This is a genomic window from Streptomyces sp. NPDC001822 (assembly GCF_042892135.1).
Lineage (GTDB): Bacteria > Actinomycetota > Actinomycetes > Streptomycetales > Streptomycetaceae > Streptomyces.
This window is the reverse complement of sequence record NZ_JBIATW010000010.1, coordinates 184,107-211,076: the sequence shown is the minus strand read 5'-3', so window position 1 is coordinate 211,076 and position 26,970 is coordinate 184,107. Positions and strand designations below refer to the sequence as shown.

At 72.2% G+C, this 26,970-nt stretch carries 27 protein-coding genes and 1 tRNA gene; 12 read left to right on the top strand and 16 right to left on the bottom strand.

Translation table 11 applies throughout. The features are described 5' to 3' along the window. Both ACFYY2_RS23470 and ACFYY2_RS23465 read left to right on the top strand, forming a co-directional pair. Positions 1-903 (top strand): HAD family hydrolase, encoded by a 903-nt coding sequence (locus tag ACFYY2_RS23470; RefSeq protein ID WP_388745937.1) that lies wholly within the window; start codon positions 1-3, stop codon positions 901-903. A 93-nt stretch (positions 904-996) separates the two neighbouring features. Continuing rightward, complete coding sequence (locus tag ACFYY2_RS23465) at positions 997-1,656, top strand: O-methyltransferase (protein WP_388745935.1); 660 nt, start codon at positions 997-999, stop codon at positions 1,654-1,656. A 215-nt stretch (positions 1,657-1,871) separates the two neighbouring features. Here the strand turns inward: ACFYY2_RS23465 and ACFYY2_RS23460 are convergent, their stop codons facing one another. The 4 genes from ACFYY2_RS23460 to ACFYY2_RS23445 all read right to left on the bottom strand — a co-directional run bounded on the left by ACFYY2_RS23460 (position 1,872) and on the right by ACFYY2_RS23445 (position 5,033). After that, a complete protein-coding gene (locus tag ACFYY2_RS23460; protein WP_388745933.1) occupies positions 1,872-2,096 on the bottom strand; it encodes a zinc ribbon domain-containing protein in 225 nt (74 codons plus the stop codon). Positions 2,097-2,105: 9 nt separating this feature from the next. Beyond that, the gene (locus tag ACFYY2_RS23455) at positions 2,106-2,675 is read right to left on the bottom strand and encodes a DUF4383 domain-containing protein (RefSeq protein WP_388745931.1); all 570 of its coding nucleotides are present in this window, start codon (positions 2,673-2,675) and stop codon (positions 2,106-2,108) included. Between the two features lie 146 nt (positions 2,676-2,821). After that, positions 2,822-4,189, bottom strand: a complete 1,368-nt coding sequence (locus ACFYY2_RS23450) for a hypothetical protein (RefSeq protein ID WP_388745929.1) — start codon at positions 4,187-4,189, stop codon at positions 2,822-2,824. Positions 4,190-4,259: 70 nt separating this feature from the next. Further along, entirely contained in the window at positions 4,260-5,033 is a 774-nt protein-coding gene (locus tag ACFYY2_RS23445) for a DUF4097 family beta strand repeat-containing protein (RefSeq protein ID WP_388745927.1), read from the bottom strand. 261 nt (positions 5,034-5,294) lie between these two features. Between ACFYY2_RS23445 and ACFYY2_RS23440 the strand changes: the two genes are divergently transcribed. From ACFYY2_RS23440 to ACFYY2_RS23430, 3 genes are all read left to right on the top strand, one after another. Beyond that, positions 5,295-5,369 (top strand) — tRNA-Val (locus ACFYY2_RS23440). 290 nt (positions 5,370-5,659) lie between these two features. After that, positions 5,660-6,055 carry a hypothetical protein gene (locus tag ACFYY2_RS23435; protein ID WP_388745925.1) on the top strand — a complete coding sequence of 132 codons (396 nt, stop codon included), beginning with the start codon at positions 5,660-5,662 and terminating at the stop codon, positions 6,053-6,055. Between the two features lie 237 nt (positions 6,056-6,292). Further along, positions 6,293-6,763: a cupin domain-containing protein gene (locus tag ACFYY2_RS23430; RefSeq protein WP_388745923.1), complete on the top strand. Its 471-nt coding sequence runs from the start codon at positions 6,293-6,295 to the stop codon at positions 6,761-6,763. Between the two features lie 310 nt (positions 6,764-7,073). On the opposite strand, the gene ACFYY2_RS23425 is transcribed toward ACFYY2_RS23430, so the two are convergent. The 5 genes from ACFYY2_RS23425 to ACFYY2_RS23405 all read right to left on the bottom strand — a co-directional run bounded on the left by ACFYY2_RS23425 (position 7,074) and on the right by ACFYY2_RS23405 (position 12,240). Then, complete coding sequence (locus ACFYY2_RS23425) at positions 7,074-7,691, bottom strand: hypothetical protein (RefSeq protein ID WP_388745921.1); 618 nt, start codon at positions 7,689-7,691, stop codon at positions 7,074-7,076. A gap of 676 nt (positions 7,692-8,367) precedes the next feature. Then, a complete protein-coding gene (locus ACFYY2_RS23420) occupies positions 8,368-10,284 on the bottom strand; it encodes a hypothetical protein (protein WP_388745919.1) in 1,917 nt (638 codons plus the stop codon). A 174-nt stretch (positions 10,285-10,458) separates the two neighbouring features. After that, complete coding sequence (locus ACFYY2_RS23415; protein WP_388745917.1) at positions 10,459-10,884, bottom strand: hypothetical protein; 426 nt, start codon at positions 10,882-10,884, stop codon at positions 10,459-10,461. 157 nt (positions 10,885-11,041) lie between these two features. Further along, positions 11,042-11,554: a hypothetical protein gene (locus tag ACFYY2_RS23410; protein WP_388745915.1), complete on the bottom strand. Its 513-nt coding sequence runs from the start codon at positions 11,552-11,554 to the stop codon at positions 11,042-11,044. A gap of 143 nt (positions 11,555-11,697) precedes the next feature. Then, positions 11,698-12,240 (bottom strand): flavoprotein, encoded by a 543-nt coding sequence (locus ACFYY2_RS23405; protein WP_388745913.1) that lies wholly within the window; start codon positions 12,238-12,240, stop codon positions 11,698-11,700. Between the two features lie 179 nt (positions 12,241-12,419). Here ACFYY2_RS23405 and ACFYY2_RS23400 point away from each other — a divergent pair, with 179 nt between their 5' ends. The 4 genes from ACFYY2_RS23400 to ACFYY2_RS23385 all read left to right on the top strand — a co-directional run bounded on the left by ACFYY2_RS23400 (position 12,420) and on the right by ACFYY2_RS23385 (position 15,004). Further along, positions 12,420-12,635, top strand: a complete 216-nt coding sequence (locus ACFYY2_RS23400) for a hypothetical protein (RefSeq protein WP_388745911.1) — start codon at positions 12,420-12,422, stop codon at positions 12,633-12,635. A gap of 242 nt (positions 12,636-12,877) precedes the next feature. Beyond that, a complete protein-coding gene (locus ACFYY2_RS23395; RefSeq protein ID WP_388745909.1) occupies positions 12,878-13,327 on the top strand; it encodes a hypothetical protein in 450 nt (149 codons plus the stop codon). A gap of 1 nt (position 13,328) precedes the next feature. Next, positions 13,329-14,714: a DUF1254 domain-containing protein gene (locus tag ACFYY2_RS23390; protein ID WP_388745907.1), complete on the top strand. Its 1,386-nt coding sequence runs from the start codon at positions 13,329-13,331 to the stop codon at positions 14,712-14,714. A 68-nt stretch (positions 14,715-14,782) separates the two neighbouring features. Then, on the top strand, positions 14,783-15,004 hold the full coding sequence (locus tag ACFYY2_RS23385) for a DUF2277 domain-containing protein (protein ID WP_388745905.1): 222 nt from the start codon (positions 14,783-14,785) through the stop codon (positions 15,002-15,004). Positions 15,005-15,022: 18 nt separating this feature from the next. Here the strand turns inward: ACFYY2_RS23385 and ACFYY2_RS23380 are convergent, their stop codons facing one another. From ACFYY2_RS23380 to ACFYY2_RS23355, 6 genes are all read right to left on the bottom strand, one after another. Further along, positions 15,023-15,679: a DedA family protein gene (locus ACFYY2_RS23380; protein ID WP_388745903.1), complete on the bottom strand. Its 657-nt coding sequence runs from the start codon at positions 15,677-15,679 to the stop codon at positions 15,023-15,025. A gap of 244 nt (positions 15,680-15,923) precedes the next feature. Continuing rightward, positions 15,924-16,382 carry a DoxX family protein gene (locus tag ACFYY2_RS23375; protein ID WP_388745901.1) on the bottom strand — a complete coding sequence of 153 codons (459 nt, stop codon included), beginning with the start codon at positions 16,380-16,382 and terminating at the stop codon, positions 15,924-15,926. Between the two features lie 111 nt (positions 16,383-16,493). Continuing rightward, on the bottom strand, positions 16,494-18,170 hold the full coding sequence (locus ACFYY2_RS23370; protein WP_388745899.1) for an alkaline phosphatase D family protein: 1,677 nt from the start codon (positions 18,168-18,170) through the stop codon (positions 16,494-16,496). Positions 18,171-18,271: 101 nt separating this feature from the next. Beyond that, positions 18,272-18,931, bottom strand: coding sequence for an HNH endonuclease family protein (locus ACFYY2_RS23365; protein ID WP_388745897.1), 660 nt, complete (start codon positions 18,929-18,931; stop codon positions 18,272-18,274). Between the two features lie 447 nt (positions 18,932-19,378). Beyond that, positions 19,379-20,041 carry an HAD-IA family hydrolase gene (locus ACFYY2_RS23360; protein WP_388745895.1) on the bottom strand — a complete coding sequence of 221 codons (663 nt, stop codon included), beginning with the start codon at positions 20,039-20,041 and terminating at the stop codon, positions 19,379-19,381. Between the two features lie 186 nt (positions 20,042-20,227). Then, positions 20,228-21,187 carry a peptidoglycan-binding protein gene (locus ACFYY2_RS23355; RefSeq protein WP_388745892.1) on the bottom strand — a complete coding sequence of 320 codons (960 nt, stop codon included), beginning with the start codon at positions 21,185-21,187 and terminating at the stop codon, positions 20,228-20,230. 138 nt (positions 21,188-21,325) lie between these two features. Between ACFYY2_RS23355 and ACFYY2_RS23350 the strand changes: the two genes are divergently transcribed. Further along, positions 21,326-23,371, top strand: coding sequence for a DHA2 family efflux MFS transporter permease subunit (locus ACFYY2_RS23350; protein WP_388745890.1), 2,046 nt, complete (start codon positions 21,326-21,328; stop codon positions 23,369-23,371). Positions 23,372-23,437: 66 nt separating this feature from the next. Here the strand turns inward: ACFYY2_RS23350 and ACFYY2_RS23345 are convergent, their stop codons facing one another. Continuing rightward, complete coding sequence (locus ACFYY2_RS23345) at positions 23,438-23,914, bottom strand: GNAT family N-acetyltransferase (protein ID WP_388745888.1); 477 nt, start codon at positions 23,912-23,914, stop codon at positions 23,438-23,440. A 331-nt stretch (positions 23,915-24,245) separates the two neighbouring features. On the opposite strand from ACFYY2_RS23345, the gene ACFYY2_RS23340 reads away from it, so the two are divergent. Then, positions 24,246-26,276, top strand: a complete 2,031-nt coding sequence (locus ACFYY2_RS23340) for a bifunctional glycosyltransferase 87/phosphatase PAP2 family protein (protein ID WP_388746072.1) — start codon at positions 24,246-24,248, stop codon at positions 26,274-26,276. 534 nt (positions 26,277-26,810) lie between these two features. Next, entirely contained in the window at positions 26,811-26,891 is an 81-nt protein-coding gene (locus ACFYY2_RS23335) for a tryptorubin family RiPP precursor (RefSeq protein ID WP_388746070.1), read from the top strand. Positions 26,892-26,970 lie beyond the last annotated feature (79 nt).

Below are 26,970 nucleotides of genomic sequence, written 5' to 3'. Positions count from 1 at the left end.
GTGAACCGGACGAGTGACGGGTTCGGCGAAGTGACCGCGACGAGCAACGGGTTCGGCGAAGTGGCCGGCACTCCGGGTGCGCCCGTCACGCTGGTCGCCAGTGACCTCGACCGCACACTCATCTACTCGGCGGCGTCGCTCCAGCTCGACATGCCGGACGAGCGCGCACCGCGCCTGCTCTGCGTGGAGGTCTACGGCCGGGCGCCCCTCTCCTACATGACGGAGACGGCCGCCGCACTGATCGGCCAACTGGCCCGCACCACGGTGTTCGTGCCGACCACCACCAGGACCCGGGAGCAGTACGGCCGCATCCACCTGCCCGGCCCCACACCCCGGTACGCCATCTGTGCCAACGGCGGCCACATCCTCGTCGACGGCGTCTCCGACCCCGGATGGCAGGAGCGGGTCACCCGCCGGCTCGCCGACGAATGCGCCTCACTCGCCGAGGTCCGCGCCCACCTCCAGGCCACGAGCCACCCCTCCTGGCTGCTCAAGGAACGGGTCGCCGAGGACCTCTTCGCCTACCTGGTCGTCGACCGGGGCGCGCTGCCCGAGGGCTGGGTCAAGGAACTGGCGGACTGGGCCGACCCCAAGGGCTGGACCGTCTCCCTCCAGGGCCGCAAGATCTACGCCGTGCCGAAGCCGCTCACCAAGAGCGCCGCGATGCGCGAGGTGGCCCGCCGCTGCGGAGCCACGACGACCCTCGCCGCCGGAGACTCGCTCCTGGACGCCGACCTGCTGCTCGCCGCCGACCGCGCCTGGCGCCCGGGACACGGCGAACTCGCCGACAGCGGCTGGGGCGCGCCCAACACCGAAGTACTCCGGGAGCGGGGCGCCGCCGCGGGGGAGGAGATCCTGCGCCGTTTCCTGCGCGCCTCGGACCCGGTGCGCACGGGTCGCTGACCTCGCGACGGACCGCTGTTCGGCAAGCTGGACGAGCCGTCGGCCGGACCAGGCCCTCGGCGGCGGGACGAGCCGCGACCGGAGGACACGCACATGACCAAGGGCAACGAAACCAAGATCACTGACGAGCTGTACACCTACATGCTGGCCCACAACCCCCCGCTGGACGCCGTGCAGCGGGAGGTTGTCGAGACCACCTACGCCGACCTGCCCGGCCACGCCCGCATGCAGTCCGCGCAGGAACAGGGGCCGCTGCTCGCCTTCCTCGTCCGGCTGACGGGAGCCCGCCACATCGTGGAGGTCGGCACCTTCACCGGGTTCTCGGCCCTGTCGATGGCCCAGGCGCTGCCGCCCGGGGGGCAGCTGATCGCCTGCGACATCTCCGAGGAGTGGACGGCCTACGGCGTGGAGGCGTGGCGCAAGGCGGGCGTCGCCGACCGGATCGACCTGCGGATCGCGCCCGCGCTCGACACGCTGCGGGCCATGCCGGCCGAACTGCACATCGACATGGCCTACCTCGACGCGGACAAGGAGAACTACATCCCGTACTGGGAGGAGCTCGTCCCCAGGCTGCGCCCGGGCGGCCTCGTCGTCACCGACAACGTGCTCTACGGCGGCCGCGTCGCGGACCCGCTGGCCACCGGGGCGGCTGCGGCCATCAGGCAGTTCAACGACCACGTGGCGGCCGACACCCGCATGGAAAGCGTCCTGCTCACCGTCGCGGACGGGCTGACGCTGTCACGCCGGAAGTGACCGGGGCCCGATCGACCGTGTGATCGTGTGCCGGACCGAGTACGGGCATCGGAACGGGTACGGGCATGGGCCCGGAGGTACGGGCATGGGCCCGGGGTACGGGCGTCGGCGTCGGCCGACAGGCATGCGCCACGCCCGCACCCCGTGGTCCTTGCCCGCACCCCGTGGTCCAGGTGTGTCTTGCGGTCCAGGTGTGTCCTGCGGTCCTGGTGAGGTCAGCCGCAGCAGCCGCCGCCGCAGCATCCGCCGCCTCCGCCGCCCCCGCCCGACGGGGCGGGAGCGGCGGAGGCGGACGAACCGCCCACGGCCACGGCGGAGAGCAGCTTCACGGTGTCCTCGTGCCCGGCGGGGCATGAGGCCGGGGCGGAGGACTCGGCCATCGGACGACTTACTTCGAACGTCTCGCCGCAGGGGCGGCAGCGGTACTCGTAACGAGGCATGGCCCCAGATTAGAGCCTCGGACCATTCGTCACCTCGGGCATCGGAGTGCGGCGACGCTGCTCGATCGCGGCCTGCTCGGGGTGTCGGGCCCGCCAGTACGGATTGTCGTGGGGCAGCCCGCCACTGACCCGCCCGTACATGCCGAACGTCATCAGCAGCAGCCCGACGATGAAGCTGAAGATCACGTTCTGCATCTCAAAGGCGAGGAAGTTCGCATCCGTGTCCAGAAGCGCCAGATTCACGAACCCGCTGAGGACGAAGGCGATGCCCACGATCATGTTCAGGGTCGACGCGAGGTTCCCGCCGATCACCATCCCGCCGAACAGCAGCAGCCCGATACAGATGGACAGGACGCTCAGCGTGCCGTTGGTGTTGAGCCCGGCCACCGTGTCCCCGCCGGTGTCGAAGAAGCCGATACGGTCGATCAGACCCAGGATGCCGAAGACGACGAGGACGAGGCCCATCAGCCCGGCACCCACCCGGTAGAACCGGCTCAGCCGGTGATCGACGGGCAGGTGTTCGTCGAGCCGGATGGCCTTGTGGCGCCGGCCGGCGGAGTGCAGGACGTGTGTGGCCATGACGGCCTCCTTCAGGCCGCGTGCGGCCACCGGAACGCGTCAGCGGGAGCCGCTGCGTACTTCCAGGGTCGGCCCACCCGCGGCTGCGGACAAATCGGACGGTCGCGGCCGGTGGCGGACCTGGGCGGATCCCGGGGAGGCGCGGGTCAGGCGCCGCCGCCCAGGTCCTCTCGGATCGCGGAGACCACGCGGGTCGCCGTCTGCCGGACCGCCTCGGTCTCGGTCAGGAAGTGCCAGTAGTCGGGATGGCGTCCCTCCAGACCGGTGACGGCCCGCTCCAGCCGGGCCACGGCATCGTCCAGTGGACGGGCATGGCGCGGATCTGGCGTGTTGCGCCCGGTCATGGCCAGGCGCTGGGCGTCCCTCAGGGCGAACCGGGTGCGGTCGATCTCGGCCTGGGGATTCTTGGCCACCGCGTCGAGCCGCCGCAACCGGTCACCGGCGGCGGACACGGCCTCGTCCGTCGAGTTGAGCAGAGCCCGGACCGTGCTGAGCCGGGACGTCGCATCCGCCCAGCGCTGCTCGGAACGCGCCTCGGCGGCCTCGGCCAGCTTCGCCTCCGCCTGCCGGACATTGACCGCCGCCTGCTCGGGAACCGGCTGCAGGTCCTGCCAGCAGGCCGCGGAGAAGCGCCTCCGGAGCTCGCTGAGCACCGGCTCGACCTGCCCGGAGCGGGTCGTCAGCGCCTGGGCGCGGGTGCGCAGGGACACGAGTCTGCGGTCGATCTCCGCGGCGTGCTCCGGGAGGCGGTCCGCTTCCGCGCGCACGGCCTCGGCATCGCGCAGCACCTGGTCCGCGCGCTGAAGCGTTTCGGTGACGCCGTGCCGCCCGGCGCCCTGATTGAGCTTCGTCAGCTCCGGGGCGAGGGCGGCCAGGCGGGCGGCCAGATCATCCGCACGCAGTCCCGAGGCGCGTACGGCGTCCAGGGCGTCACTCGCGGCGAGCAAAGCCTGACGGGCCCGCTCCACCGCCGGGGCCAGACGCGCAAGCTGGGTCTCCGCGCTGTTGAGCAGCGTCCCGAGCCCTTCGGCGAAGCGGTCCAGCTCGCCCTTCACCCGCACCAGCTCGTCCTTGGCGCGGGTCAGCTGGGTCCTCGCGCCGGCCGCGGCCGAGGGCTCCAGATCGTCCCGGTCGAGGTCGTGCGCGTCCACGGCGGTGATGTAGGTGTGGCTGACCTCGTCGATCCGGCGCCCCAGAGCCGCGAAATCCTCCGCCGCCTTGCGGGCCCGGGGCGAACTGTCGACGGCGGTGATCGTCTCGATCGAGATCTGGAGATCACGCTGGGCGGTGTCGAGCTCGTAGAAGGCGGAGGCCGCCGCGTCCTTCGCCGCCTGGGCGTCGGCACGCTGATTCTCCCCGCGGCCCCCGAACCACCGCCGGGTCCCCCCGCCGGCGAAAGCGCCCGGCAGGGCCGCGGCGATCAGCGCAACCGGCAGCAGCGCCAGCATCAGGACATCCCTCACGGCGGGACCAACACTCGCTTTCGCCTGCGGCCGCGTGTGTGTCGCCGTCACATCCCTCTCCCGTGCCGATCCGCCCCGCCCGGTTCATTCTCGCACCAGTAAGGACGAACACAGGGGCCGGTTAGTTCGCGCTTCGGACGGTGACTTCACCGTTGTCGCTGCGCGCCTTCACCACGTGCCGGCTGCTGTCGCTGCGGGGCACCTTCACGGAGACGGCACCGTTGTCGGCCCGTGCGGACACCGCGTACGTGTCCGTCCCCCCGGGGAGGTCGATGTCGATGCTCCCGTTGTCACTGACGGTGTCGACAAGTTCCGGCACGGAGGAGAAGCCGAGCTGGATCGACCCGTTGTCGGCGCGCGCGACCACGGAGCCGCCCGAGACCCGCTCGGCCACCACGGCCCCGTTGTCGCTCCGCAGCTCCAGCGGCCCGGACGCGTCCTTCACGGTGACACCGCCGTTGTCGGCGGAGATCTTCAGCCGCGTCGCGAAGCCCGCCGCGGTGACTCTGCCGTTGTCGCCCTCGACGGAGAGGGCCACCCCGCGCGGCACCTTGATCTCGTGCCGCGCCTCGCAGTCGCTGATCATCGCGCTGCACTTCACGTCGAGCGTCAGCTTGTCCCCGTCGAGCTTCCACACGGGGTCGGGACCGCTGCCGAGGAAGACCCACCCGTCGACGCGGCGGGTGACCTCGATCCGGTCGACGTCGGCGGGCACGAGCTCCAGGGTCGAGTTGCGGGCGTCGATGGTGAGACTCTTCCCGCCGAACGCGAAGGACTTGTGCTCGGCGGGGGCATCCTCCGCGTCCGTACTGCCGCAGCCGCTGAGCGCCGTGACGAGAAGCGCGGCCCCGCCGACGGCCATGAGCGCCTTGGTGCGCCTTGTACGGATGGTCATGATCGAGTCCCCCTGAGAGCGCCGCCGATGTGGCTCCACCGTATGAGAGCACCGCCCCCGGAACGATCCGGACGCCTACCGTCTCCGGGGTGGGGGTAGCCCCCGTACCCGGGCGCCCCGAGGGCTTGTACGGCGCTCGTACCGGGCTCGTACTGGGGGCTCGTGCCGCGCTCGTACGGAGGCCGGCTCGGGCGGCGGGCGGGGTGAAGAACCGGATTGCCGCCCAGGGGCCCGGGCCATGTAACCTGTTGGCTCATCCACGGGTGCGTAGCTCAGGGGTAGAGCGCTGCTCTTACAAAGCAGATGTCGGCGGTTCGAAACCGTCCGCGCCCACCAGTCAGAACGCCCCCGCAGCGATCCGCTGCGGGGGCGTTGACGGTAGTGGGTGACGGCAGCCCCTCGGCTGCGTCGCACTGAGGGAGCAGAATCCTTCTCCACGGGTTCAAGCACCCGGAGCGTCATGGGCTGGACTCCGTACTTGCCGCCCAGCGAGACCCGGTGATCGCCTACACCGGAACCGACAAGGCCGATCGCTGGGCGTCGGGGAACCGCTGCTGCGTACCCGCCACAGCGGCTACGTCACGGGCCTTGCCGGAGCGCCGCCAATTTGCTGCGATCCTGCATCTGTGAACCCTCCCGGTGACTCGAACCTGCGCACATGGACGATGCGATTTGTCGCCCTCCTCGCAGCTGGCCCCCAGGAACAGCTTGCCTGGCTGGGCGGGCGTGAGCTGCAGACGAAGGACGTCGTCGAAGAGGTGGAGCTGCTGTGCCGCGTCTCCGAAGGACTCGCGGAGCGCGGAGCCTTCGGGTCCGAGGACCTGCGTGACCTCCGGGCCATCGGCCGTCGCCTCGGCGAGATCGATGCCGCTTGCCGAGTCGGCCTCTGGGGCAACTCCCTCGCCACAGATCCGGCGTGGGACGACATCCGTGCTCTCGCCCGCCAGTTTCTCCTCACGGCGCTGGGCGACTGGCGTCAGGCGCTGCCACGCCCCGTGCGCCCGCACACGGGTGACCACTGAGCACGCACAGGCCGTCTGTGCGACGCTGCGCCGCACAGACGGCCTGTGCGGGGAACATCTGCTCCACAGCTGAGACGCGCACACCGCTGCCTGGATTCGAACAAGGCTGGGTCCCGGCGATAGAATGAGCAGGTCACGGACCTGCCGGGGAGCCCCGGCGCGTCCGGTCGGCCATGGGCGCCAGGGCGGTCCGGTCGCCCTGGACTCCCGCGCGATGAGCCGCATGAAGGAGTCGCCATGGAAGCCGAGACCAGGGCCGCCCTCGTCGTACAGCCCGGCGAGGCGGGCGGGGCCTCGCTGTCGGACGGGGCGTTCGAATTGCTTGCCGATGGCGGGGCGGTCAGCGCCAGTCGTCTCACGCTCAAGACCGGCGCCGACGGCGCGCCTCCGCACCACCACAAGCTGTCCCACGAAGCCTTCTACGTGCTCGGCGGGACGATGCTCTTCCGCCTCGGCGACACTCTGACGACAGTGGGCAAGGGCGGCTTGGTGGTCATCCCGCCCGGCCTGCCCCACGTCTTCGGGGCGGCCGACGGCGAGGAGGCCGATGTGTTCGTCGTTCTCAGCCCCGGCATCGAGCGGTTCGGTTACTTCGAGAAACTGGCCGCCATCAGCCGCGGTGAGGCCGAACTCGACTCGCTCATTCCTGAGCAGGACCGCTACGACGTGCACTTCGAGAACATGTCCCACTGGCGGTCGGTCACCTGAGCGCAAGCGGCGCCCCCGCCGGCCTCAGTGATCGGCACCAACAGACGCGAACGTGAGCGGTCGTCGCATACCTGGGGCGGTGCGCCAGCCGGTCGCGGGCTGTGGTCGGTCAACGCCGGAGGGCCCGTCGAGTGCTGATGCCGGGCTTCCCACTACCACGGCGACCGCCGCACAACCCGGATGCCCACCATGAGCAGAACCACGCCGCCGCGCGCGTTGCAGGTCGAAGAAATCCGCCGCGGAGTCGCAGGCGTTCAGGGGTATGACGACCGCTGCACCCGCGGCCCGGACGCCACCGCGCGCGCGGCTCTCAGCTTCGCCCGTCCCCGAGCAGTTCGCGGATCTCCGCAGGCAGGCCCTCGTGCGCGGCGAGCCTCGCCAGTGCCGCGCGGCTCTCCGGGACCGACCTGGTGCAGGTGAGTGCCCCGACCGCCTTCGCGGCCGCCGTCCCGCGTTCGGCGTACCGTTCCGCGAGGTCCATCAGCCACGGTGTCAGGGCGGCCTCGTCGTCGACCATGAGGCCGCACCAGTACAGCGTCTGCTCGGCGATCCAGGCCGTGATGCGGCGGGTCCAGAGGGCCTCGAAGTCCGTCGTGGTCAGCCCCCGGCGCTCGCACTCGGCCTCGGCGTCGGCCATGCGCTCGGCCGTCACGTGCCGTGCGTACGGCATGCGCTCCCGCAGCACGGCGCGGATCTCCGTCCACTCCGGATAGCCGCCCTCGGACGAGTCGTGCACCGCCACCTCCTCCGGTGGCTCGGGTTCGGCGAGCGGTCGGGGCGGCAGGCAGGCCTCCAGCACCGCCCGCGCGTAGGCGAGGGTCTCCTCGTCCTCCTTCTCCGACGTCCAGATGAAGGCGTTGTCCCAGGGGTACGGGTAGGCCTGCAGCACGTGTGGCAGCAACGGCGTCCCGTCGGCTTCGGCGGTCACTTCACTCCCAGGTATTCCATCGCGCTCTTGGGGTCGTTCATCTTGCCGGAGCCCAGGGCCGCCTGCTTGTCCGCGTCGCTCTTGGCGTTCCACGCGTCGTCCATCGCCTTGATCTGCTGCGGTGTGAAGTCCTGCCCCGCGATGCGTACGCCGAGGCCGTTCTCCGCGAAGGTCTGCGCCGGTGTGCCTCCCGGGGTGACGTTGTTCCTCTTGTCCGTCTGGTAGCCGTCGAAGATCTTGTGCCAGTCCTTCTGCTGCTCGATCTCGTAGCGCGCGACCCGGGGCGGTGTGCTGCCCTCCTGCCTGGCCCATTCGGCCAGCCGCTTCGCCTGGGCGGGGACGGTGTACTTGGTCGCCGCGTTGGCGGTGTTCTTCACCTCCACGGCGTGTACGTTGCCGTCCTTCCCCTTGTAGAGGACGTCCACGTCGTCCACCCCGCTGACGTCGACCGTCGTGCCGTCGCCCATGTCGACGGACTGCCGGCCCTTCTTGGCGCCGACCGCGCCGTACACCTTGGTGCCGTCGGCCGCCTCGGAGACCGCTCGCTGGGCGGCCCGTACCTCGGCCATCGACTCGGCGAGCTTGTGGCGGTCGCCGGCCTTGAGCACCTCGGACGCCAGCGATCCGCGCGTCTGGGTGTCGATGTTCTTGTTGTTGAGCATGCCGTCGAGGTCCTTCAGCGCGGCGGCCAGCTCCTGCTTGCTGAACTCGCCCTTGCTGTAGTCGGGATCGTCCTTGGCCTTGGCGACCAGGTTGTCGATGCCCTTCTCGTTGAGCGTGAGGCGGTCCGACTTGGGCGTCTTCTGCTTGTCGCGCGCATCCAGGATCGTCTGCTTGAGCCGTGCGGCCACGTCGCCGAGTTCGGCGGCGTGGCCGCCCTGTCGGCGTCGTCCGCCTCCTTCTGCGCCTCGCGGGCGTCGTCCGCCTCGGCGCCCGTGCAGGGCTCCGTCCCGTTCTCGGCGACGAAGCCCACACGGACCGTCCCGGGCGCCGCCGCGAGGACGAGGGTGCCGCCGCCCGGGCCGCCCAGGGGCCGGGGTGTCCCGCCGCCGTACGGTACGAGACGTGCGCCACCGAAGGCGGCGAGCTTGCACTCGCCCGCCTCCTCGACCTTCCTCTTCGCGTCGTCGGCGATGTCCTGGGCCTCGTCGGCGGCGTCCCGCGCGCCCTTGACGTCACCCGCGTCCGCGGCCTTGCGGGCGCGCCTGGTCACGTCCTTCGCCTTGTCGACGGCCTCGGTGATCGCTCCCGCGATCTTGCCCAGGCGGCCCAGCTTGCCGAGCTTGGCGGCGGCCTTCGCCTCGCCGTAGCCGGGGATGAACAGCGAGCCGACGTTCCAGACGACGTTGCTGACGGCCTGGGTCTCCTCGCCCCTGTTCCAGGACTCCCGTACGTCGTCGCCGATGAACATGTCGTCCAGCGGTTTCACCACGACGTCGACACCGCTCCCGCCCCAGTCGGTCAGGGCGTCCCAGTAATCGCCCTTGTCCCACTTGTCGCCGGCGTCCTTGGTGCCCTCGCTCCACGTGTCGCCGAGCACTTTGCCGTAGTCCGCGAATCCCGTGATGCTGTCGATCGGGTGGATGATCGTGTCCCAGGTGTCCGTGAGGTCACCCCATACGCCGTCGACGAATATGCCCTCGCCGACCTGGCCCAGCTGGTCGGCCGTGCAGCCCCAGAACCCGGAGCACTCGTCCTTCTTGTCGCCGTCGCCGCTCTCGCCCTCGTCGTCCTTCTCGGCACCGTCGCCGATGGGCTCGTACGGATCGGTCGGGTCGCCGGCCTCGTCGTCCTCGGAGCCGGGCGGGCCGTCACCGGGCCCGCCCTGGGTGCCGCCGGTCTCCCCGCCACCGGTGGAGCCTCCGGTGCTGCCGCCCGTAGTGCCCCCGGAACCGCCCCCGGTGCTGCCGCCCGTGGAGCCCCCCGTGCCCTCGTCGGTCTTCTCGCCCGCCTGGGTCGTGCTGCCGCCGCCCGCCGGGCAGGACTGGCCGACCAGGGAGCAGATCGCCTCCTGAAGCCTGCCGGAGATCTGCGCGCCGACGCCGCTGAGCACCAGGGCCGCGATGATCGCGGCGACCACGACGACCAGGCCGGTGTACTCCACCGCCGACTGACCCCGGTCGCGCCGCCAGGTGATCATGTGGGGGAGCGAGAACGGCGGTTGCTCCTCGCGTTCGGACGGTGCCGACCGGAACCACTCCCGCGTGTCCTTCGTGCACAGGAAGACCAGGATCACGACGGGCAGCAGGAGCTGGGTGAGGCCCTGCAGCGAGCCGTCCCGCACGTTGGCGAGCGCCCCGAGGACGAGCCACACCTGTACGGCGACCAGCCCTCGGCGGATCCAGTCGCCACCCGTCCAGGCCCGGCGCGCCAGCACCCACCCGATGACGCCGGGCGCCGCCGCGTACAGCAGGGTGCCGAGCACCAGGCCGCCCAGCGCGTCCACCTGGGCCGCGGTCAGCAGCAGTCCGACGCCGCCCACGATCGTGGCCCCGAACAGGACGAACACGAGCCAGCGTGCGACCACGAGTTGCTGCGGCATGGTGCGGCGTACCGCTCCGCCCGTACCGGCGGCACCAACATAGAAGGACATACCCGCCCCACCCCCCGCGCCGAGACTAGGACACCCGGGCGATTACCAGATGGGCCCGTGGGCCCAAAGACGGGCCCAACCAAGGCCGTTGGGTTCGGAGCCGGGCCGATTCCACGCGCAGCGCAGGGCCCGGGCGGTCGGCCGACTGGCAGGACCCGGTGTCGGGGCGTGCCGTCAGGCTCCGGTCCGTCCGCCGCCGCGCCTGCGGTCGCCGAGGCGCCCGTGCAGGGCCGCGACCGCGAAGGAGACGGCTGTGGTCACGGCGAGGCTCCCGATCAGGACCAGGGTCACTCCGACGACGAAGAGGCCGCTGGAGTCGTCCGACCAGTCGTAGGCGGCGGACGCGGTCAGACCGGCGCTGATCCCGGTCACGGCTGCCAGTACGTGGCCCCGGGCGGCCGTCCAGTACACCGCCACCAGCAGGGTCAGCACCAGTCCGATCACCTGCCACGCCTCGTACGGGCCCGTAGTGGAGCCGTCCGGATGGACGTCGCGGTGCTGGTCCCAGCCCAGCCAGGCGGCCCACGCGGCCACGGCGAGCACCGCGAGCACCAGGGCCGGCAGCGGGTGGAAAGTCGTCTTCGGGGTTCTTGTTGACATGGCCACAGCGTCCCGGCCCGGCGCCCCGCGGAACAGGGCGCACGTACTCAGCTCCACCCGAGTACGACGGTCCGACGCCAGTACGACGGCCTCACGCGAGTACGACGGCCCGGGGGCGGCACCGTGCACAGCCGCCGGGGCGCCGTCTTGCGTGTCGTCAGTCGGCAACTCCCAGGTCCTCGCGCATGATCCGGCGCATCGCCGTCAGCGCGGGCTCGGCGGCCTTCAGGTCGTGGAGTGCCCGCTCCGCGCTCTCGCCGTCACCGGCGAGGCCGCGGTCGATGCGCTTGGCGGCGGCGTCGACGGCGGCCAGGACGACGTTCACGTCACGGGAGGCCGCCAGCACGGCTTCGGGCACGATCATCTGCGCCTCGGCGTAACGGTCCCGGTAGTCGCGCCTGGCCTCCTCGACCCGCGTGCGTTCGTCGTCGGTGTAGACACCGTCACGCAGGCGGTGAAGGGCGTCCTTCAGCATGGTGTGGAAGTTGCGGGACGCCCGGTTCATCGCGGTGTACGCGGCGCGCCGGTCCTCGAAGCGGCGCCTTGCCTCCTCGGCCCGGCTCTCCGACGCCCGCTGACGTCTCGTCACCCACGTCGTCACCAGCGGTGCGGAGAGCGTGCCCAGCACCCCGACGACGGCGGTGACCATGGTGGCTATGGCGGTACCCATGAGCGCGAGCCTAAGGGCTGCCCCGTCGTCCCCGGCGTGAGATCACGGGACATCCTCAGCGGCGGCCGGACAGCCCACGGTCGCGACCGGACTCGTCCCCGGACCCGTGCGCCCGGAATCCCGGCGGCGCGCGTCCCCCGCGGTTACCGGGCGGGGCCGGCCGTCAGCCGCGTGACGGCGTCCAGCACGGCGGCCCAGGGGAGCTCACGCACCGCCGGCCCCTCGCGCGGCTCGTGCAGGGGCCAGACGCCGGCGCCCTGCACGACGTCGACGCCCGCCGTCCGCAGCGCCGCCAGGTGTCCCTCCCAGGCGGGGTGCCGCACGTGTGCGGCGTTCACCCGGGGGAAGAGCACGACGGGTACGCCGATGGTGCCCAGTGCCTCGCCCACCTGCGTCAGGGCCTGGTTGTCCGCGATGCCCGTCGCGAGCTTGGCGACGAAGTTGGCGCTGGCCGGGGCGACGGCGAAGCAGTCGGCGACCGGGTGGGGGCGGGGCTCGGACGGGAGGCGCGGCGTGTCGCGCACCGGCTGGCCGGTCAGCCGCTCCAGTCGGTCCACCTCGCCGTTCGCCCGCAGCCAGCGCCCGGCGTTCGGGGTCAGGGTCACGGCCACGGTCCAGCCGAGGGCCACGGCCGGCTCGACCAGGCCGGTCCGCAGCATCTCGACGCCGTCGGTCGCCGCACCCACGACCGCCAGCACTCCACGGCTGCTCGTACTTATGTCCTCGCCACCCTCGCTCCGTCCGTACCGACGCCGCCAGCAGTACAGCAGAGGGGTTCCGCGTCCGGTGCGGCTTCCGGAGACCTCTCGCTCGCGTGCGATCGGTCCGGGATGCGCGCGGGCGGGGCACGGGGGACCGTGGAGGCATGTCCGGACACCGGCCCGTGATCGTCTATCCGCCCTCGTCGACAGGAGGGCGGCGCGTCACGGTGCACGGCCGGATCGTCGGGCTGGCACACGGGCGCGGAGAGGTCGCCTCCCTGCTGAGGCAGGCGGGATTCGCCCCGGGCGACGGTGACATCGACCTCGACCAGCCGGAGTTGATCGAGTGGCGGGGCGGAGACCTCGACACCTGGAGGTGAACCGCATGGAGACAGGCGGACGGGAGGGGCCGGACGGCGCGACGCAGCGGGCGGACAGGGCCGACCGGACGCCTGGGGGTGACTCCGTGGACCGTCGCGGGGCACACCGGCACGTGGCCCCGTGAGCGAGGGGACCGCGTCACCCGAACGGGTGCTTCCGGCTCGTCGTGGGGGCGTCCTTCGCACAGGGTCGGTCCTGCCCGCCGACGCGCCGGGCTGTTCGCCTGCCGAGTGGAGGATTCATGGCTCAGTCAGCTCCCACCCCCGGAAACTCCCGGCCCACCGGCTCCGGAGGGGGCGCGTGGGCAGCCGGCGGGACGATGTTCGCCGGAGTCCTGCTGCTCGTCGACGGTCTCCTGTCCGTCTTCAAGGGCATCGCGGGCATCGCCACGGACGACGTGTACGCGGTCGTCAACAACTACACGTTCGCCTTCAACGTGACGTCCTGGGGATGGATCCACCTGGTCCTCGGCGTGATCCTCGTGATCGTCGGCCTGGGCATCCTGAAGGGCGCCGCCTGGGCCCGTGGGGCGGGTGTCGGTCTCGCCGCGCTGAACATCATCGCCAACTTCATCTGGCTGCCCTACCAGCCGGTGTGGGCGATCGTCTCGATCGCGATCGACGCGTTCGTGATCTGGGCGCTGTGCACGGACCGCACGCACGGCCCGGACCGTCCGAAGGAGGCCTACTGACGTGACCCGTGAGACGTATGCGACGACGGAGGGCAGGACGGCCCTGGCCGCGGACGCGTATGTCTACGGGGCGCCGCTGGTCCACCGGCTGTGGAAGGTCCGGGCCTGTCTCCAGGGGAGCAGCGCGGTACCCGCGCCCACGCCCTTCAACGCCTTCGCCCACGCCGACGGGCCGGCCGCACCCGGCACCCACGCGCCGTTCGTGCCCGTCGACCTCGTCGACTCCCTCGCGCAGCTCGACCTGTCCGGCGGACCGGTACGGCTCCACGTGCCGGACACCGGTGGCGCGTACTTCGTCCTGCGGTTCGTGGACGCCTGGAGCAACGTCTTCGCCTACCTGGGCTCCCGGGCCACCGGGGCGGGGGAGGGCGACTGGCTGGTCGTGCCGCCCGGGTGGGCCGGAACCGTGCCCGACGGGCTGTCCGGGGTGATCGACGCCCCCACGTCCGTCGTGTCCGTCGTCGGCGGTCTCGCCTGTGACGGCCACGACGACATGGCGCGGATCCGTTCTCTCCAGCAGGAGCTCACCCTCACGCACCTGGGAGACCGCGCCCACCGGACCGGGCTCCCCTCGGCGGAGTCCGGGGTGCCCGACGAACTGCGCTTCTTCGAGGAGCTCAGGGTGTGGATGGCGGACTTCCCGCCGGCCGCGGCCGATCGCGCGTACCAGGACCGCTTCCAGCCGCTCGGCCTCCTGGAGGAGGGAGTCTCGCCCTACACCTCGGCCTCGCCCGGTCTCGTGCGCGCGCTGACGCGGGGGCTCGCGCTCGGCCGGTCGCGCGTGGAGGAGGCCCTGCGGTCGGCGGAGGCGGGCGGCCCGCAGGGCTCCTGGCACACGGAACCGCACCTGCGCGACTACAACCTGGACCACTTCGGCGTCGGCACGGTCGGTCCGCCCGAGTGGCAGGTGCCCGACCGGGAGGCCTCGTACCTGCTCAGGGCCGTGGCCGCGCGGTGGCCGGGGCAGCCGTCCCACGGATACGAGGCCGTCGACGCGCACACGCCGCACGATTCCCGGGGGCGGCCGTTCGACGGGGCGCACAGTTACACGCTCCGCCTCGTGAAGCCGCCGCCCGTCCGGGCGTTCTGGTCGGTGACGGTGTACGACGGCCCCGGCGGCCACCTGGCCCCGGACCCCGAGGAGCGCCACGCGGTCGGGAGCCGGACCCCGGGGCTCGTGTACGGCGAGGACGGCTCGCTGACCCTGCGTCTGTCGGCTCGGCGGCCCGCGGAGGCCGCCGGGGCGGCGAACTGGCTTCCCGTGCCGGCCGGCGCCTTCCGTCCGGTGATGCGCCTCTACCTCCCCGAGCGGGCCGTCCTCGACGGGAGCTACGTGATCCCGCCGGTCGAACGGCTGCGGGCCGAGGCTCGCCCCTCGTCCGGATGATGCCGGGCTCGCGTGCCCCGGAACCGCTTACGACCACCAATGTCAGTGACGCGCAGCACACTGGAGACATGTGCCGCAGTATCAAGACGCTTCGACCGCCCGCCATCCCCGAAGAGGCCACTGAGGAGGAGATGAGAGCCGCCGCCCTGCAGTACGTGCGCAAGGTCTCGGGCTTCCGTGCGCCCGCGGCGCACAACCAGGAGGTCTTCGACCGAGCCGTCGAGGAGATCGCCGAGGCGACCCGGCGGCTGATGGACGGACTGGAGGTGAGGGGCGCGGCGCGGGTCTGACCGTGGGCGCCCTCGCTCTCAGGTCCCGGCCGCGGCGCCCGTCGAGGTGAGGGCGCTGTCCCGGGGGCGGCGGATCACGACGGCCGCGAGCGCGCCCGCGACGAACAGGGCGAGGACGGACACGGCCGTGCCGAGCCAGCCCGCGCCGAGCCACTGGCCGCCGAAGTAGCCGAGGCCGACGCTGTACACCGCCCAGGCGACGCCCGCCACGGCCGACCAGGGCAGGAACTCCTTCACCTTGCGATGGGCCGCGCCCGCGCCCAGGGAGACCACGGAGCGGCCGGCCGGTGCGAAGCGCGCGATGACGACGAGGGCCCCTCCGCCCCGGCTCAGGGCGGTGCCGAGGCGCTCCTGCGCGGCGGTGAGGCGGCGGGAGCGGGCGATGGCACGTTCGAGCCGGTCTCCGCCGCGCCAGGCCAGCCGGTAGGCGACGAGGTCACCGAGCACCGAGGCGGTGGCCGCGCAGAGGGTCAGGACCAGGAGCGACGGGACGTGCCGGGTGGCTCCGCCCGCGGCCGCGGTGACCGTCGTGGTGCTCGCGGCGGCGGCCGTGGCGGCGCTGATCACGAGCACACCGCTGGGGAGGACGGGCAGGAAGACGTCCAGGAGTACCGAGAGGGCGACCACCACGTAGATCCATGGGCTGCCCGTCAGCGCGCCCGCACTCTCCAGCACTTCTACTCCCCGTTCCCGGTTCTCCGTGTCAACGCCGCGCGACGTCGCAGGGGAGCGGCAGGAGCGGCAGGCTCAGCTGTACAGCGTACGCCTGTGGTTCACCAGGCATTCGCCCATGTGCGGATGATGTTGTGCAGGTCACGTGATTTCCGGCGGGTGCCGGTGCGCGGGCCGTCCGGCCCCCCGCACCGCGTGTGCCCCGGACTCTCGGTGGGAGGGTCCGGGGCACACGCGGTGCGGGAGTTCAGACCGATACGGGCCTGGCCTGCTCGGCCCGGGATCCGCTGAGCCGGACGGCGTCGGCCCGCGTGGAGAAGAGCCGGTCCAGGGCGACGGCGCCGGGGCCGGTGAAGACGATCAGCAGGAAGGCCCAGCAGAAGACCGCCGAGGCCTCGCCGCCGTTCTGCAGGGGGAACAGCGACTCGGGCTGGTGGACCCTGAAGTAGGCGTACGCCATCGAGCCGGAGGCGATGAGCGCGGCGGCACGGGTGCCGAGGCCGAGTGCGACCAGGGTGCCGCCGACGAGCTGTATGACGGCGGCGTACCAGCCGGGCCAGGTGCCGGCGGGGACGGTGCCGCCGCCCATGGCGCCACCGAGGATCCCGAAGAGGGCGGCGGCACCGTGGCAGGCGAAGAGGAATCCGATGACTGCGCGGAAGAGGCCGAGTGCGTAGGGCTGGGCCTGGCTGAGGCGTACGGACATGGTGACGGGCTCCTTCGGTCTGGGGACGTGAACCGAGCGGGGCCATCAGGTTAGGAATGCCTCATTAGTGCTTACAAGTTCAACATTCGGTCGTTCGGCTGAAAGTAGCTGTCACTCATCCGGGGTGAGAGGGCGCTCCAAGACGGTCTCCAGTTGGGCTCCGGCGGGACCGGAGGTGGCCTGGACCAATGTCAGAGTCGCTTTCCGGCCATGCAGGCTAAGGGTCATCAGCTGATTGCCGAACCACGGGCCGCCCGTCCTGCGCCAGGGCATCGGCGGGGCCCCCGTGCGTCCGTGGGCCGCGAGCGCCCGCCCGAGCCACCGTCCCGCCCGGCTCCAGCCGAAGCGGAACCCGAGGCGGATCGACGCCGGGACGGAGTTGTGGACGGGGGAGCAGGTCAGCTGCAGGACGTGCGCGGCGGGGGTGCCGCCCGGGGTGGAGGCGGGCCACCGGGGCTCCGCGACGTACGCGTGGTGCACGTCGCCCGAGAGCACACAGACCGTCGCGGGGGCCGCGGATCCCGTGCCCGCTTCCCGCAGCAGGTCCGACAGCCGGCGGAAGGACTCAGGGAAGGCAGCCCAGTGCTCCAGGTCGCAGGCGCGGCGCACCTTCTCCCCGAGGCGCGCCCAGCGTCCGCCCCGCTCGCCCCGGCACAGCGCGGCGTTCCAGGTCTCCGCGTCGTGGATCAGGGGCGGCAGCAGCCACGGCAGCGAGGTGCCGATCAGGAGGTGGTCGCAGGCGTCCGGGCGGTCGAGCAGCTCCGCGCGCAGCCAGCGGGCCTCCTCGTCGCGGAGCATCGACCGGTCCTGCTCTTCGAGGACCCGGGCCGCCCGTGTGTCCACCATGATCAGCCGCGTTCGGCCGAAGGCGCGCCGGTAGCTCCACCGGGTCCCGGCGGGGTCGGCGTCGGACGCCGCCGCGTGCTCGCGCAGGGTCTCGGTGCCGTCGGGAACCGCGCGCACGGCCGCGTAGACCGGGTCGGCCTCCAGCGCCTCGGGCGAGAGGTTGCCGAGGTGCTGGTAGACCCAGTACGACATGAGCCCGCTGACGATCCGCTCGTGCCACCAGGGGGTGGCGCGCATGTCCCGGACCCAGGCGGCGCTGGTGTTCCAGTCGTCCACGACGTCGTGGTCGTCGAAGATCATGCAACTGGGGACCGTGGAGAGCAGCCAGCGCACCTCCGGGTCGCGCCAGGACTCGTCGTAGAGGTGGGTGTACTCCTCGTAGTCCGCGACCTCCGCGCCCGGCGCCTCCTCCAGGTCGCGGCGTGCGGCGATGCGCCGCTGGATGGCCTGCGACGTCTCGTCCGCGTACACCTGGTCCCCGAGCAGCAGGAGGACGTCGGGGCGGGTCGCCCCGGGGTCGGCGGCGAGGTGGGCGGCCAGGGTGTCCAGTGCGTCGGGGCCGACCGGGTCGTGGCCGTCGGCGGGAGGAGCGGCCCAGCGGCAGGAGCCGAACGCGACCCGCAGCGGGCCGGCCTCCTCCGGCTGGGGCACGGCGGGGGTGCTGATGGTGCTCGGCGGGAAGCCGGAGTCCTCGGGCGGCCAGACGCGGCGCCCGTCGAGCAGCACCTCGTAGGACGTCGTCGAGCCGGGTGTCAGACCGTCCACCACGACCAGGGCGTAGTGGTGCCCCTGAACGGCGAAGGTGGCCGAGGTGCCCGCCGCCCCGTCCGCGCAGCGGACCTCCGCCGTGCAGGGCCTGGTCGCCTCGACCCAGACCGTGGCCCGTGAGCCCGTCTCCCAGTCGACGTACCGCAGCAGTGGTCCCAGGCGCAGCCCGCTCATGTGTGCCCTCCTCGCGTCGCCGTGACCGATGGCTCCGAAGGGTACGGAACGACGGAGGAGGGCGGCACCCGGCCGCCCCGGCGGGGGCGGGGCGGGGAGGGTCAGCAGCCGTTCAGCACGGACTGCAGCGCGCTCTTCTCGGTGGAGTCGACACTCAGGCCGTAGTAGTGCTTCACGTGCACCCAGGCGCGCGCGTAGGTGCAGCGGTACGCCGTGCGCGACGGCAGCCACTCGCCGGGGTCCTGGTCGCTCTTGGACTGGTTGACGTTGTCGGTGACGGCGATCAGCTGAGGCCGGGTCAGGTCGTTGGCGAAGGACTGGCGCTGGGCGGTGGTCCAGCCGCTGGCCCCGGACCGCCAGGCCTCGGCGAGCGGAACCATGTGGTCGATGTCCAGGTCGGAGGCGGCGGTCCAGGTGGCGCCGTCGTACTCCGAGTACCAACTGCCGCTCGTCGCGGCACAGGTGGAGCTCTGGACGACGCCGGTGCCGTCCCGCTTGAGGACGACTTCGCGGGTGTCGCAGGCTCCGGACTGGGTGATCCAGTGCGGGAACTTGTCGCGGCTGTAGCCGGAGGAGGAGCCCTCGGCGGAGACCGTGAGCTGGCTCAGGTAGGTGCGGGCGGTCGAGGCGCTGACCGGGGTGGGCATCGCGGCCTGTGCGGCCGGGGCGTTGAGGAGCCCGGACGAGGCGGCGAGCGCGGCCGAGGCGACGACGACGGCTATGCGGCGGCCGTAGCTGCGACGCGCGTAGATACCGGACATGCGAACTCCCTTGATGTGGGGGAACCTTGGCGGGCGACCTGTGGAGCCAGGCCATCGTGGCGGCGCCGGGTTTCGGTGGGGTGGTCGCCAGGTAACAGAGTGGCGACATGCGCACGTCACATCAAGAGGCAGGACGATCGTTCTGACGTCCCGTCCGAAGTCTGTTCGGACAAAAGGACTGACGGACGGACAGTTCAACGGCGGGAGGGGCGTGGGCCGTCGTGCTGCCCGACGGCGTATTCCTGCTCATCGGCCGGGCGGTTCACTCCCGGAGTGCCCGCGGGGTTTCCCGGCACTGGTGTTCGCCGTCGCCGCGACCGCGGCGGAACGGCGAATCACCGGTGACCGCGCCCTGCCGGGGGCGGTCACCGGTGATTCGGTGAGGGAGCCGTGACCGTGGGGTGGGCGGGACCCGCCCCGGATCGGCGGGGCGGGACCCGCCCCGGATCAGCGGGCGTCGAAGCGCAGCAGGATCGTCCCGTCCGCGCCCGCTTCCACCCGGAGCTGCGTCAGGTCGTCCACGTGGGCGTCGGGGGAGAGGGCCGCCGCGCGGGGGCCGATGCCCACGACGCGCATGCCGGCCGCACGGCCCGCGGTGATGCCCGCCTCGGAGTCCTCGAAGACGACGCAGTCCGCCGGGGCGAAGCCCAGTTCGGCCGCGCCCTTCAGGAAGCCCTCGGGGTCCGGCTTGCTGGCGCCGACCAGCTCCGCGGTCACCCGGGTGGCGGGCATCGGCAGGGCGGCGGCCGTCATCCTGGCCTGCGCGAGCGCCTCGTCGGCCGAGGTCACCAGCGCGTGCGGCAGGGCGGCGATGGACGCCATGAAGGCCGGCGCCCCGGCGACCGGCACCACGCCCTCGGTGTCGGCGGTCTCCTCGGCGAGCATGATCCGGTTCTCGGCGTAGTTCTGCTCCATCGGCCGGTCCGGCAGCAGGGCGGCCATGGTGGCGTAGCCCTGGCGGCCGTGCACCACCTTGAGGGCCGCCACGGGGTCGAGTCCCTGCGCGAGGGCCCAGCGGCGCCAGCAGCGCTCGACCACCGCGTCGGAGTTCACGAGGGTGCCGTCCATGTCCAACAGGAGGGCACGGGCTTCGAGGACGGTGGCGGGCATCGGTGTGCTCCAGGGCGCGGGGGGACAGCTCGCTGCTGTGGGTGAAGAAACAAGTAGCCCCGCCCGCCGGTCAGGGGAAACGGGCGGAGGCTACTTTGTTTCTCCACGATACAAAAACGGGGCCGGAAACGCCAATCCGGAGCCCCGGGCGCCGCGGAAGGGCGTCCCGGGCTCCCGGCGTCCCCGTCAGTGGCGTCCCTCGCCGGTCGTCCGTGACTCCAGGGCCCGGCGGGTCTCCGGACCGTAGACACCCGAGGGGTCGCTCCGGACCGACGTCCACCGCTGGAACTCCGCGACGGCCTGCTCCACGCGGTCCGAGTACCGGGCGTCGTCCGGCCCCCGGTAGACCCAGATCTCCTGCAGGCGTCGCTGGAGTTCCGCGACCTCCGCGCCGCTGTCGCCGCGCCGCAGTGTGCTGTCCGGCGCCTGGGCCGGCGGCGCCGCCGAGGCCGTGGTGGGGGCCGGCGTCGCGGACGCCGAGGGGGGCGGGGCCGTCGTCGGCGCGGCGGCGGACCGGGACGCGGACGGGCTCTGTGACGGGGTGGGGGACGCCGAGGGCGACGCGGACGCGGACGCGGAGCGGGACGCCGTGGCCGAGGGTGAGGCCGACGGAGACTCCGACACGGACACCGCCGGTGCCTCCGATGCGTCCTGGACCTCCGCCGTGACCTCGGGCAGGGCCGCGTCCTCACCGCCGCGGTCGTCGAACAGGCCGCCCGCGAAGGCGGCCGTGCCCACCACGGCGGCCACGGCCGCACCGACCGCGACCACGGCGAACGGCCGTCGGCGGCGCGGCTGCACGGGATCGGGGCCGTCGCCCGCGTAGGCGGCCGCACTGCGCCTGCGGGTCGCGTCCGCGACCACGGCGTCGGGCAGCGGGCCGGGCGGCGGGGCCGGGGCGGGCGCCTCCTCCGGGAGCACCGGCAACGCCGCCGTGTCCGCGTCGTCGTGGGTGTGCGTGTCGTCGCTGTTCAGCGTCACGTACGGCCGGATCCGCAGCGGGTCGAAGTCCTCGGCCGCCGCCGTCTCCGCCGAGCGGGCGGCCCGCCCGGCCTCCCCGGACGCCACGCGGTCACCGCAGGCGCACCCCGCCCCGGGTCTCGCACCCTGCTCGCCGCCGCACTCCGGGCACATATGTCCGGCCATCGTGGGTTCCCCTCCCCTTTGAACTGCCTGCGATTATGCAGGTCGCCACGGAGAAGCCAAACGGCCGCACCGCTGCTCGGCAGGCCATAACGGCATGTTGCGGCCAGGATGGGGTGAAGCGGACCCGAGGAGACGTCCATGGCCCAGCAGATGAACCCGCCGCCCCTCGCACCGGGTGAGGGGCGGTCGCGGCGGAACGTCCTGGTGTCCATCGGTGCCCTGCTCCTCGGTCTGCTGCTCGCCGCACTCGATCAGACCATCGTCTCCACCGCCCTGCCGACGATCGTCAGCGAGCTGGGCGGCCTGGAGCACCTCTCCTGGGTCGTCACCGCGTACATCCTGGCGGCCACGGCCGCGACACCGCTCTGGGGCAAGCTCGGCGACCAGTACGGACGCAAGAAGCTGTTCCTGACGGCCATCGTCATCTTCCTCATCGGTTCCGCCCTCTGCGGGGTGGCCGGGAACCTGCCGCAGCTGATCGGCTTCCGCGCGCTGCAGGGACTCGGCGGCGGAGGGCTGATCGTGCTGTCGACGGCGATCGTCGGCGACATCGTCGCGCCGCGCGAACGGGGCAAGTACCAGGGCCTCTTCGGTGCGGTGTTCGGCGTGACCAGCGTCCTCGGCCCGCTGCTCGGCGGCTTCTTCACCGAACACCTCAGCTGGCGCTGGGTCTTCTACATCAACCTGCCGATCGGTGTCGTCGCACTCGTGGTCATCGCGGTGAGCCTGCACATCCCCGTGCGGCGCACCAAGCACACCATCGACTACCTGGGCACGCTGCTGATCGCCTCGGCCGCCACCTCGCTGGTCCTCGTCGCCTCACTCGGCGGCACCACGTGGGCCTGGGGCTCCGGGCAGGTCATCGGCCTCGCCGTCCTGTCCGTGGTGCTCGTCGTCGCGTTCGTCGCGGTGGAGCGCCGGGCGGCCGAACCCGTGCTGCCGCTCAAGCTGTTCCGGATCAGGACCTTCACGATCGTCGCCGCGATCAGTCTGGTCGTCGGCTTCGCCATGTTCGGCGCGCTCGCCTACCTCCCGACGTTCCTCCAGATCGTGCACGGCATCAGCCCGACCCTGTCCGGTGTCCATCTGCTGCCGATGGTCCTCGGCCTGTTGCTGACCTCGACCGTCTCCGGCCAGATCGTCAGCCGTACGGGGCGGTGGAAGGTCTTCCCGATCGCCGGGACCGCGGTCGCCGCGGTCGGCCTGCTGCTGCTCGGCCGACTGTCCGAGACCAGCTCCACATGGGCGACGAGCCTGTGCTTCTTCGTCTTCGGAGCGGGGCTCGGCATGGTCATCCAGGTGCTGGTGCTGGTCGTGCAGAACGCCGTCACCTACGAGGACCTCGGCGTCGCCACGTCCGGGGTGACGTTCTTCCGGTCGATCGGCGGGTCGTTCGGCGTGGCCATCTTCGGCACCATCTTCGCGAACGGGCTGACCGGCCAGCTGGAAGAGGCGCTCAGGGGCCGCTCGCTCCCGGCCGGTGTCGACGTCGAGTCGCTCTCCGCCGACCCGCGGGCCATCGGCCGGCTCCCCGAGGACCTGCGCCTTTCCGTCCTCGGTGCGTACTCGACCTCGATCACCGACGTGTTCCTCTACGCCGCCCCCATCGTCCTGGTCGCGTTCGTCCTGGCCTGGTTCGTCAAGGAGGAACCGCTGCGGGGCTCGGTGACCGCGCCCGACGCGAGCGAGACCCTGGCCACGAACCCGGTGGAGCGTTCCTCCTACGACGAGTGCGCTCGCGCCCTGTCGGTGCTCGCGAGCCGTGAGGGGCGCCGGGAGATCTACGAGAAGATCACCGCCCGGGCCGGATACGACCTGCAGCCCGCCGCGAGCTGGCTCCTGCTCCGCATCAAGCGGCACGGCACCGTCGAGCCCGCCCTGCTCGCCACCATCGCCCCCGTGCCGCTACGGGTCATCACCTCCGCCGCCCGACAGGTCGAGGAGCGCGGTCTGGCCCGGCGTGAGGGCATGCAGCTGGTCCTCACCGAGCCGGGCGCCGAGGCGGTGGTGAAGCTGTCGCACGCCCGCGAGGAGTCGCTCGCCGAACTGCTGGGCGACTGGTGGGGTCCCGACCGGCCCACCGACCTGGTCCACCTGGTGTCGGAGCTGACGGCCGAGGTGAGCGGGTCGAGCAAGGAACGGCCGCACATGCCCGAGCCGCGCCGCGACCACTGGGCCGGCTGACCTCCCACCGCCGAGGGAGCGGCGGCCGTCCGTTCCGCGGGACGCCCGCGGGGAGGGCCCCCGCCCTCACAGGTCCTTGGCGAACCAGTGGTCCGCGTACGGGCCCTGGTTGAACGCCGGGACCTCGCGGTAGCCGTGCTTCGCGTACAGCCCGCGGGCCTCGACCAGGTCGTCGCGCGTGTCGAGCCTGATCCGCCGCACCCCCAGCGCCCGTGCCGCGCTCTCGATGCCCGCGAGCAGCAGCCCGCCGCCGCCCGTGGAGCGGAACCCGGGGCGCACGTACACCCGGGTCAGCTCGGCGACGCCGTGGCCGGCCGGGCGCAGACCCGCGCAGCTCGCCGGCCTGCCGTCGTACCGGCCCACCAGGAACTCCCCGGCCGGCGGCGCGAGCAGTTCGGCGCCGTCGTCCGTCAGGCCCTCGTCGATCTCCGCACCGGTGGCCGGGCGGCCCCAGTAGCGGCTCGCCACCTCGTCGTAGTAGTCCCGGCGCAGCAGGAGCGCTTCGGGACCGGCGACGTGTTCGGGGGCCACGGTCCAGGTCATGAGGGCATTCTCGGCGTGGCGCCGGGGGATGACGAACCATTTACGCCCGAGGGGCCGCCGGCGCCCGAGGGCACGCGCGGTGCGGCGGACGTCCTGGGTCACCCTGCGCACAGAGGTGCGGGCCGGGAGCCGGTCCGGGTGGCGTGCGAGGAGCCCCACGGGCCGCGTCCCCGCATTCTTTCGGCACATTCGTAGTGACAGTCAGGCGAAGAGGGGGTTGATTGTGTCTACCTCATAGGGCAATGCGAGGCTTCATCCGCACATACCCGGGCCGAGGGGACAGTGCACGAACTGGGAGGACCGGCGCAGCGTGACGAAAGCTGAACAGAGTGTGCGGGGGGACGCGGCGGCGGGTCCCGGGACGAGGGCCGCGGCGGCCCGAGCCGTCCTCTGGCTCCTGGTCGCCGTGCTCGCGGCACGGCAGGTCGCGGTGGTGCTGCGCAGGCAGCCCGGCGAGCGCCTCACCGACTTCGAGACCTGGACCGGTGCGACCGGGGTCCTGCACATGGCCGGTTCCCTCTACGACCCCGGCCGGTTCACCGGGACCCCCTTCGCCGGGCTGGTGCTGAAGCCGCTGACGGCCTCCGCCGAGGAGGCCCTCGGTGTCGTCTGGACCTTCGGGTCGCTGCTGCTCGTCGTGGCCCTGGGATTCGTCGCCGCCCGCGCGCTGCCCGCCCCGCTGGGCCGTCGCACCGCGTTCCTCGCGGCCCCCCTCGCGATCACGCTGCTCATGGTGTCGCTGCCCGTCCGCAACACCCTGTTCCTCGGTCAGACCAGCATCCTGCCCGTCCTGCTGGTGCTGCTCGCCTGCTTCGTCGCACGCGGCGAGCGGCTTCCGGGCGTGCTGGCCGGGATCGCGGCTGCCTTCCAGCCGGCCGTCCTGCTCTTCGCCGCGCTGTTCTGGCTGACCGGAAGACGCCGGGCCGCCGCCACCGGGGGCGCCACCTTCGCCGCCTGTACAGCGCTGGCCTGGGCGGTCATGCCGCGGGACTCGTGGACGTACTGGGTGCACCACCTCGCGGGTGCCGGGCTGGGCGAGCGGCCCGACAGCCTCGCCAACCAGTCCCTGCACGGCGCCCTTCTCCGCTTCGGCCTCCAGGGGCCGCTGGAGATCGCCCTGTTCCTGGCCCTGGCCGCCGCCGTCACCTTCCTCGGGCTGCGCCGCGCCGTGCGCTACGCCCGGGACGGGCAGCTGCTCCTGGCCGTCGCCGTCACCGGCTGCGTCGCCGTGGCCGTGTCGCCGACCGCCTGGCAGCACCAGCTGCTCTGGGTGCTGCTCGCCGTCGTGGGCCGCGTCGGCACGCGCGCCTCCGACCGGCTCGTCTGGCCGGCCGTGGTGGTGCTCGTGCTCACCCTGCCCGGGAAGATGCTGCTGCCGAACGTCGGTGTGCTCCTGCCCGTACGCGACAACGTGCTGCTCATCGCGGCGCTCGGCGCGGCCTGCGCGGCGCCGTTCCTGTCCCGGACCTCCCCTTACTGGGCGCGCCCGGTCCCCACGGACCACGCCCGGCCGGTGGAGCCGCGCTTCGCGTGGGTGCCCCTGCTGCCGTTCTGGCGCCGGGTGCTCAGCAGGCCCAACCTGCTGCTGGAACTGCTGCTCATCAGGGTCGTCTACTCGGCCTACGCGAAGGTCAGGCTGGCCGCGACCGCCGGACGGCCGACCGCGGAGGAGCACGGGCGGCAGATCCACGCCGCCGAGCGGTGGCTGCACATCGACATCGAGCACTGGGCCAACCACACGGTCGTCGGTGTCCCGTGGCTGCGTGACTTCTTCGACTACTACTACTCGACCTTCCACTTCATCGTGCCGCTCACGATCCTCGGGGTGCTGTACGTGCGGCGACCCTCGGACTACCGCTGGGTCCGCAGCTCGATCGGCTTCGCGACGATCCTCGCCCTGTTCGGCTTCTGGCTCTATCCGCTGGCCCCGCCGCGCCTGATGCCGGGCCTGGGCTTCATCGACACGGTGCACGGCGTGCAGGACCTGGACAGCCCCGACTTCGGGGCGCTGACCACGGTGACCAACCAGTACGCGGCGATGCCGTCCCTGCACTTCGGATGGTCGCTCTGGTGCGGTGTGGTGATCCTCCTCCTCGCCCCCAAGGCCTGGATGAAGGTCCTGGGCATGCTGCACCCGCTGTTCACGGTCTCCACGATCGTGGCCACGGGCAACCACTGGGTGCTGGACGCGGTCGGCGGTGCGGCCGTGGTGGCCGCCGGATTCGGCCTGACCTACGTCCTGTGCGGGCCGCGGCTGCTGCGATCCGGTGCGGAGGCGGGAGACCCCCCGCGCCGTGAGCCCGCCTCCGCCGCCGGACCACCGGCCCCCGAACGCGCCGAACCCGCGGGCAGCAAAGCGTAGAAAGCAGAAAGCGGATGAAGGCCTCGCCGAGGGGCTGTCCGGCCGTCGGGCCGGACAGCCCCTCAGGTCATGCGCGGGCCGGTGCGACGTGCCGCCGGTCCGGGTCAGCCTGAGGTCGACACCTCGTCACCGACGCGCTCGGTCTCCTGATCGCCGCCGGCTCAACGGGGCGATGCGCCCCAGGGGGCCGTGCGCGATTTCAGTCAATCGTTGACCGTCGTACGCGGAGGGAACGATGCGGAGATCATCCTGCGCGGCATCGGTCACGGGGCTGCGCACAGTCCTCTTCGTGTGTCCGGCCAGCAGGGAAGGGTGATCGAGCCCGCATCCCCACTTCGGCCCGAGAGGGCGGTGCCCTCGTTACCCGTCAGTTGCCGACAGGCCGGGAATCGACGCGGGGAAAACTTCCGTCAGCGGCGACGACTATCCGGTTATCGGATCGGGGAAGCTTCCCTCCGTCCACAGCGCGTGATCAACACCGGCTCCGGCAGGCGCGGTCACGTGCGACCGTCCACCCCACACGGAGGTGCACCGATGAAGCTTCTCTTCTCCATTCGCAACAAGATCGCGGCCGGTCAGAGCCTGAAGGCCAGCGCCTGGTACATCTGGTACTGATCCGGCCGCCGCATGCGGTGACATCGTTGTCCGGTGTGCCCTCGGCGGCCCACCGGACGGCGCTGCCGCCGACTCTCCT

Excerpts from the sequence above, each read along its gene's own strand:
- ACFYY2_RS23375 (WP_388745901.1), bottom strand. The coding sequence starts at position 16,382 with ATGTCCGTACGCCTCAGCCAGGCCCAGCCCTACGCACTCGGCCTCTTC.
- ACFYY2_RS23365 (WP_388745897.1), bottom strand. The coding sequence starts at position 18,931 with ATGTCCGGTATCTACGCGCGTCGCAGCTACGGCCGCCGCATAGCCGTC.
- ACFYY2_RS23370 (WP_388745899.1), bottom strand. The coding sequence starts at position 18,170 with ATGAGCGGGCTGCGCCTGGGACCACTGCTGCGGTACGTCGACTGGGAG.
- ACFYY2_RS23415 (WP_388745917.1), bottom strand. The coding sequence starts at position 10,884 with ATGTCAACAAGAACCCCGAAGACGACTTTCCACCCGCTGCCGGCCCTG.
- ACFYY2_RS23400 (WP_388745911.1), top strand. The coding sequence starts at position 12,420 with ATGTCCGGACACCGGCCCGTGATCGTCTATCCGCCCTCGTCGACAGGA.
- ACFYY2_RS23395 (WP_388745909.1), top strand. The coding sequence starts at position 12,878 with ATGGCTCAGTCAGCTCCCACCCCCGGAAACTCCCGGCCCACCGGCTCC.
- ACFYY2_RS23420 (WP_388745919.1), bottom strand. The coding sequence starts at position 10,284 with ATGTCCTTCTATGTTGGTGCCGCCGGTACGGGCGGAGCGGTACGCCGC.
- ACFYY2_RS23410 (WP_388745915.1), bottom strand. The coding sequence starts at position 11,554 with ATGGGTACCGCCATAGCCACCATGGTCACCGCCGTCGTCGGGGTGCTG.
- ACFYY2_RS23460 (WP_388745933.1), bottom strand. The coding sequence starts at position 2,096 with ATGCCTCGTTACGAGTACCGCTGCCGCCCCTGCGGCGAGACGTTCGAA.
- ACFYY2_RS23360 (WP_388745895.1), bottom strand. The coding sequence starts at position 20,041 with ATGCCCGCCACCGTCCTCGAAGCCCGTGCCCTCCTGTTGGACATGGAC.
- ACFYY2_RS23455 (WP_388745931.1), bottom strand. The coding sequence starts at position 2,675 with ATGGCCACACACGTCCTGCACTCCGCCGGCCGGCGCCACAAGGCCATC.
- ACFYY2_RS23385 (WP_388745905.1), top strand. The coding sequence starts at position 14,783 with ATGTGCCGCAGTATCAAGACGCTTCGACCGCCCGCCATCCCCGAAGAG.
- ACFYY2_RS23345 (WP_388745888.1), bottom strand. The coding sequence starts at position 23,914 with ATGACCTGGACCGTGGCCCCCGAACACGTCGCCGGTCCCGAAGCGCTC.
- ACFYY2_RS23350 (WP_388745890.1), top strand. The coding sequence starts at position 21,326 with ATGGCCCAGCAGATGAACCCGCCGCCCCTCGCACCGGGTGAGGGGCGG.
- ACFYY2_RS23445 (WP_388745927.1), bottom strand. The coding sequence starts at position 5,033 with ATGACCATCCGTACAAGGCGCACCAAGGCGCTCATGGCCGTCGGCGGG.
- ACFYY2_RS23335 (WP_388746070.1), top strand. The coding sequence starts at position 26,811 with ATGAAGCTTCTCTTCTCCATTCGCAACAAGATCGCGGCCGGTCAGAGC.
- ACFYY2_RS23355 (WP_388745892.1), bottom strand. The coding sequence starts at position 21,187 with ATGGCCGGACATATGTGCCCGGAGTGCGGCGGCGAGCAGGGTGCGAGA.
- ACFYY2_RS23465 (WP_388745935.1), top strand. The coding sequence starts at position 997 with ATGACCAAGGGCAACGAAACCAAGATCACTGACGAGCTGTACACCTAC.
- ACFYY2_RS23430 (WP_388745923.1), top strand. The coding sequence starts at position 6,293 with ATGGAAGCCGAGACCAGGGCCGCCCTCGTCGTACAGCCCGGCGAGGCG.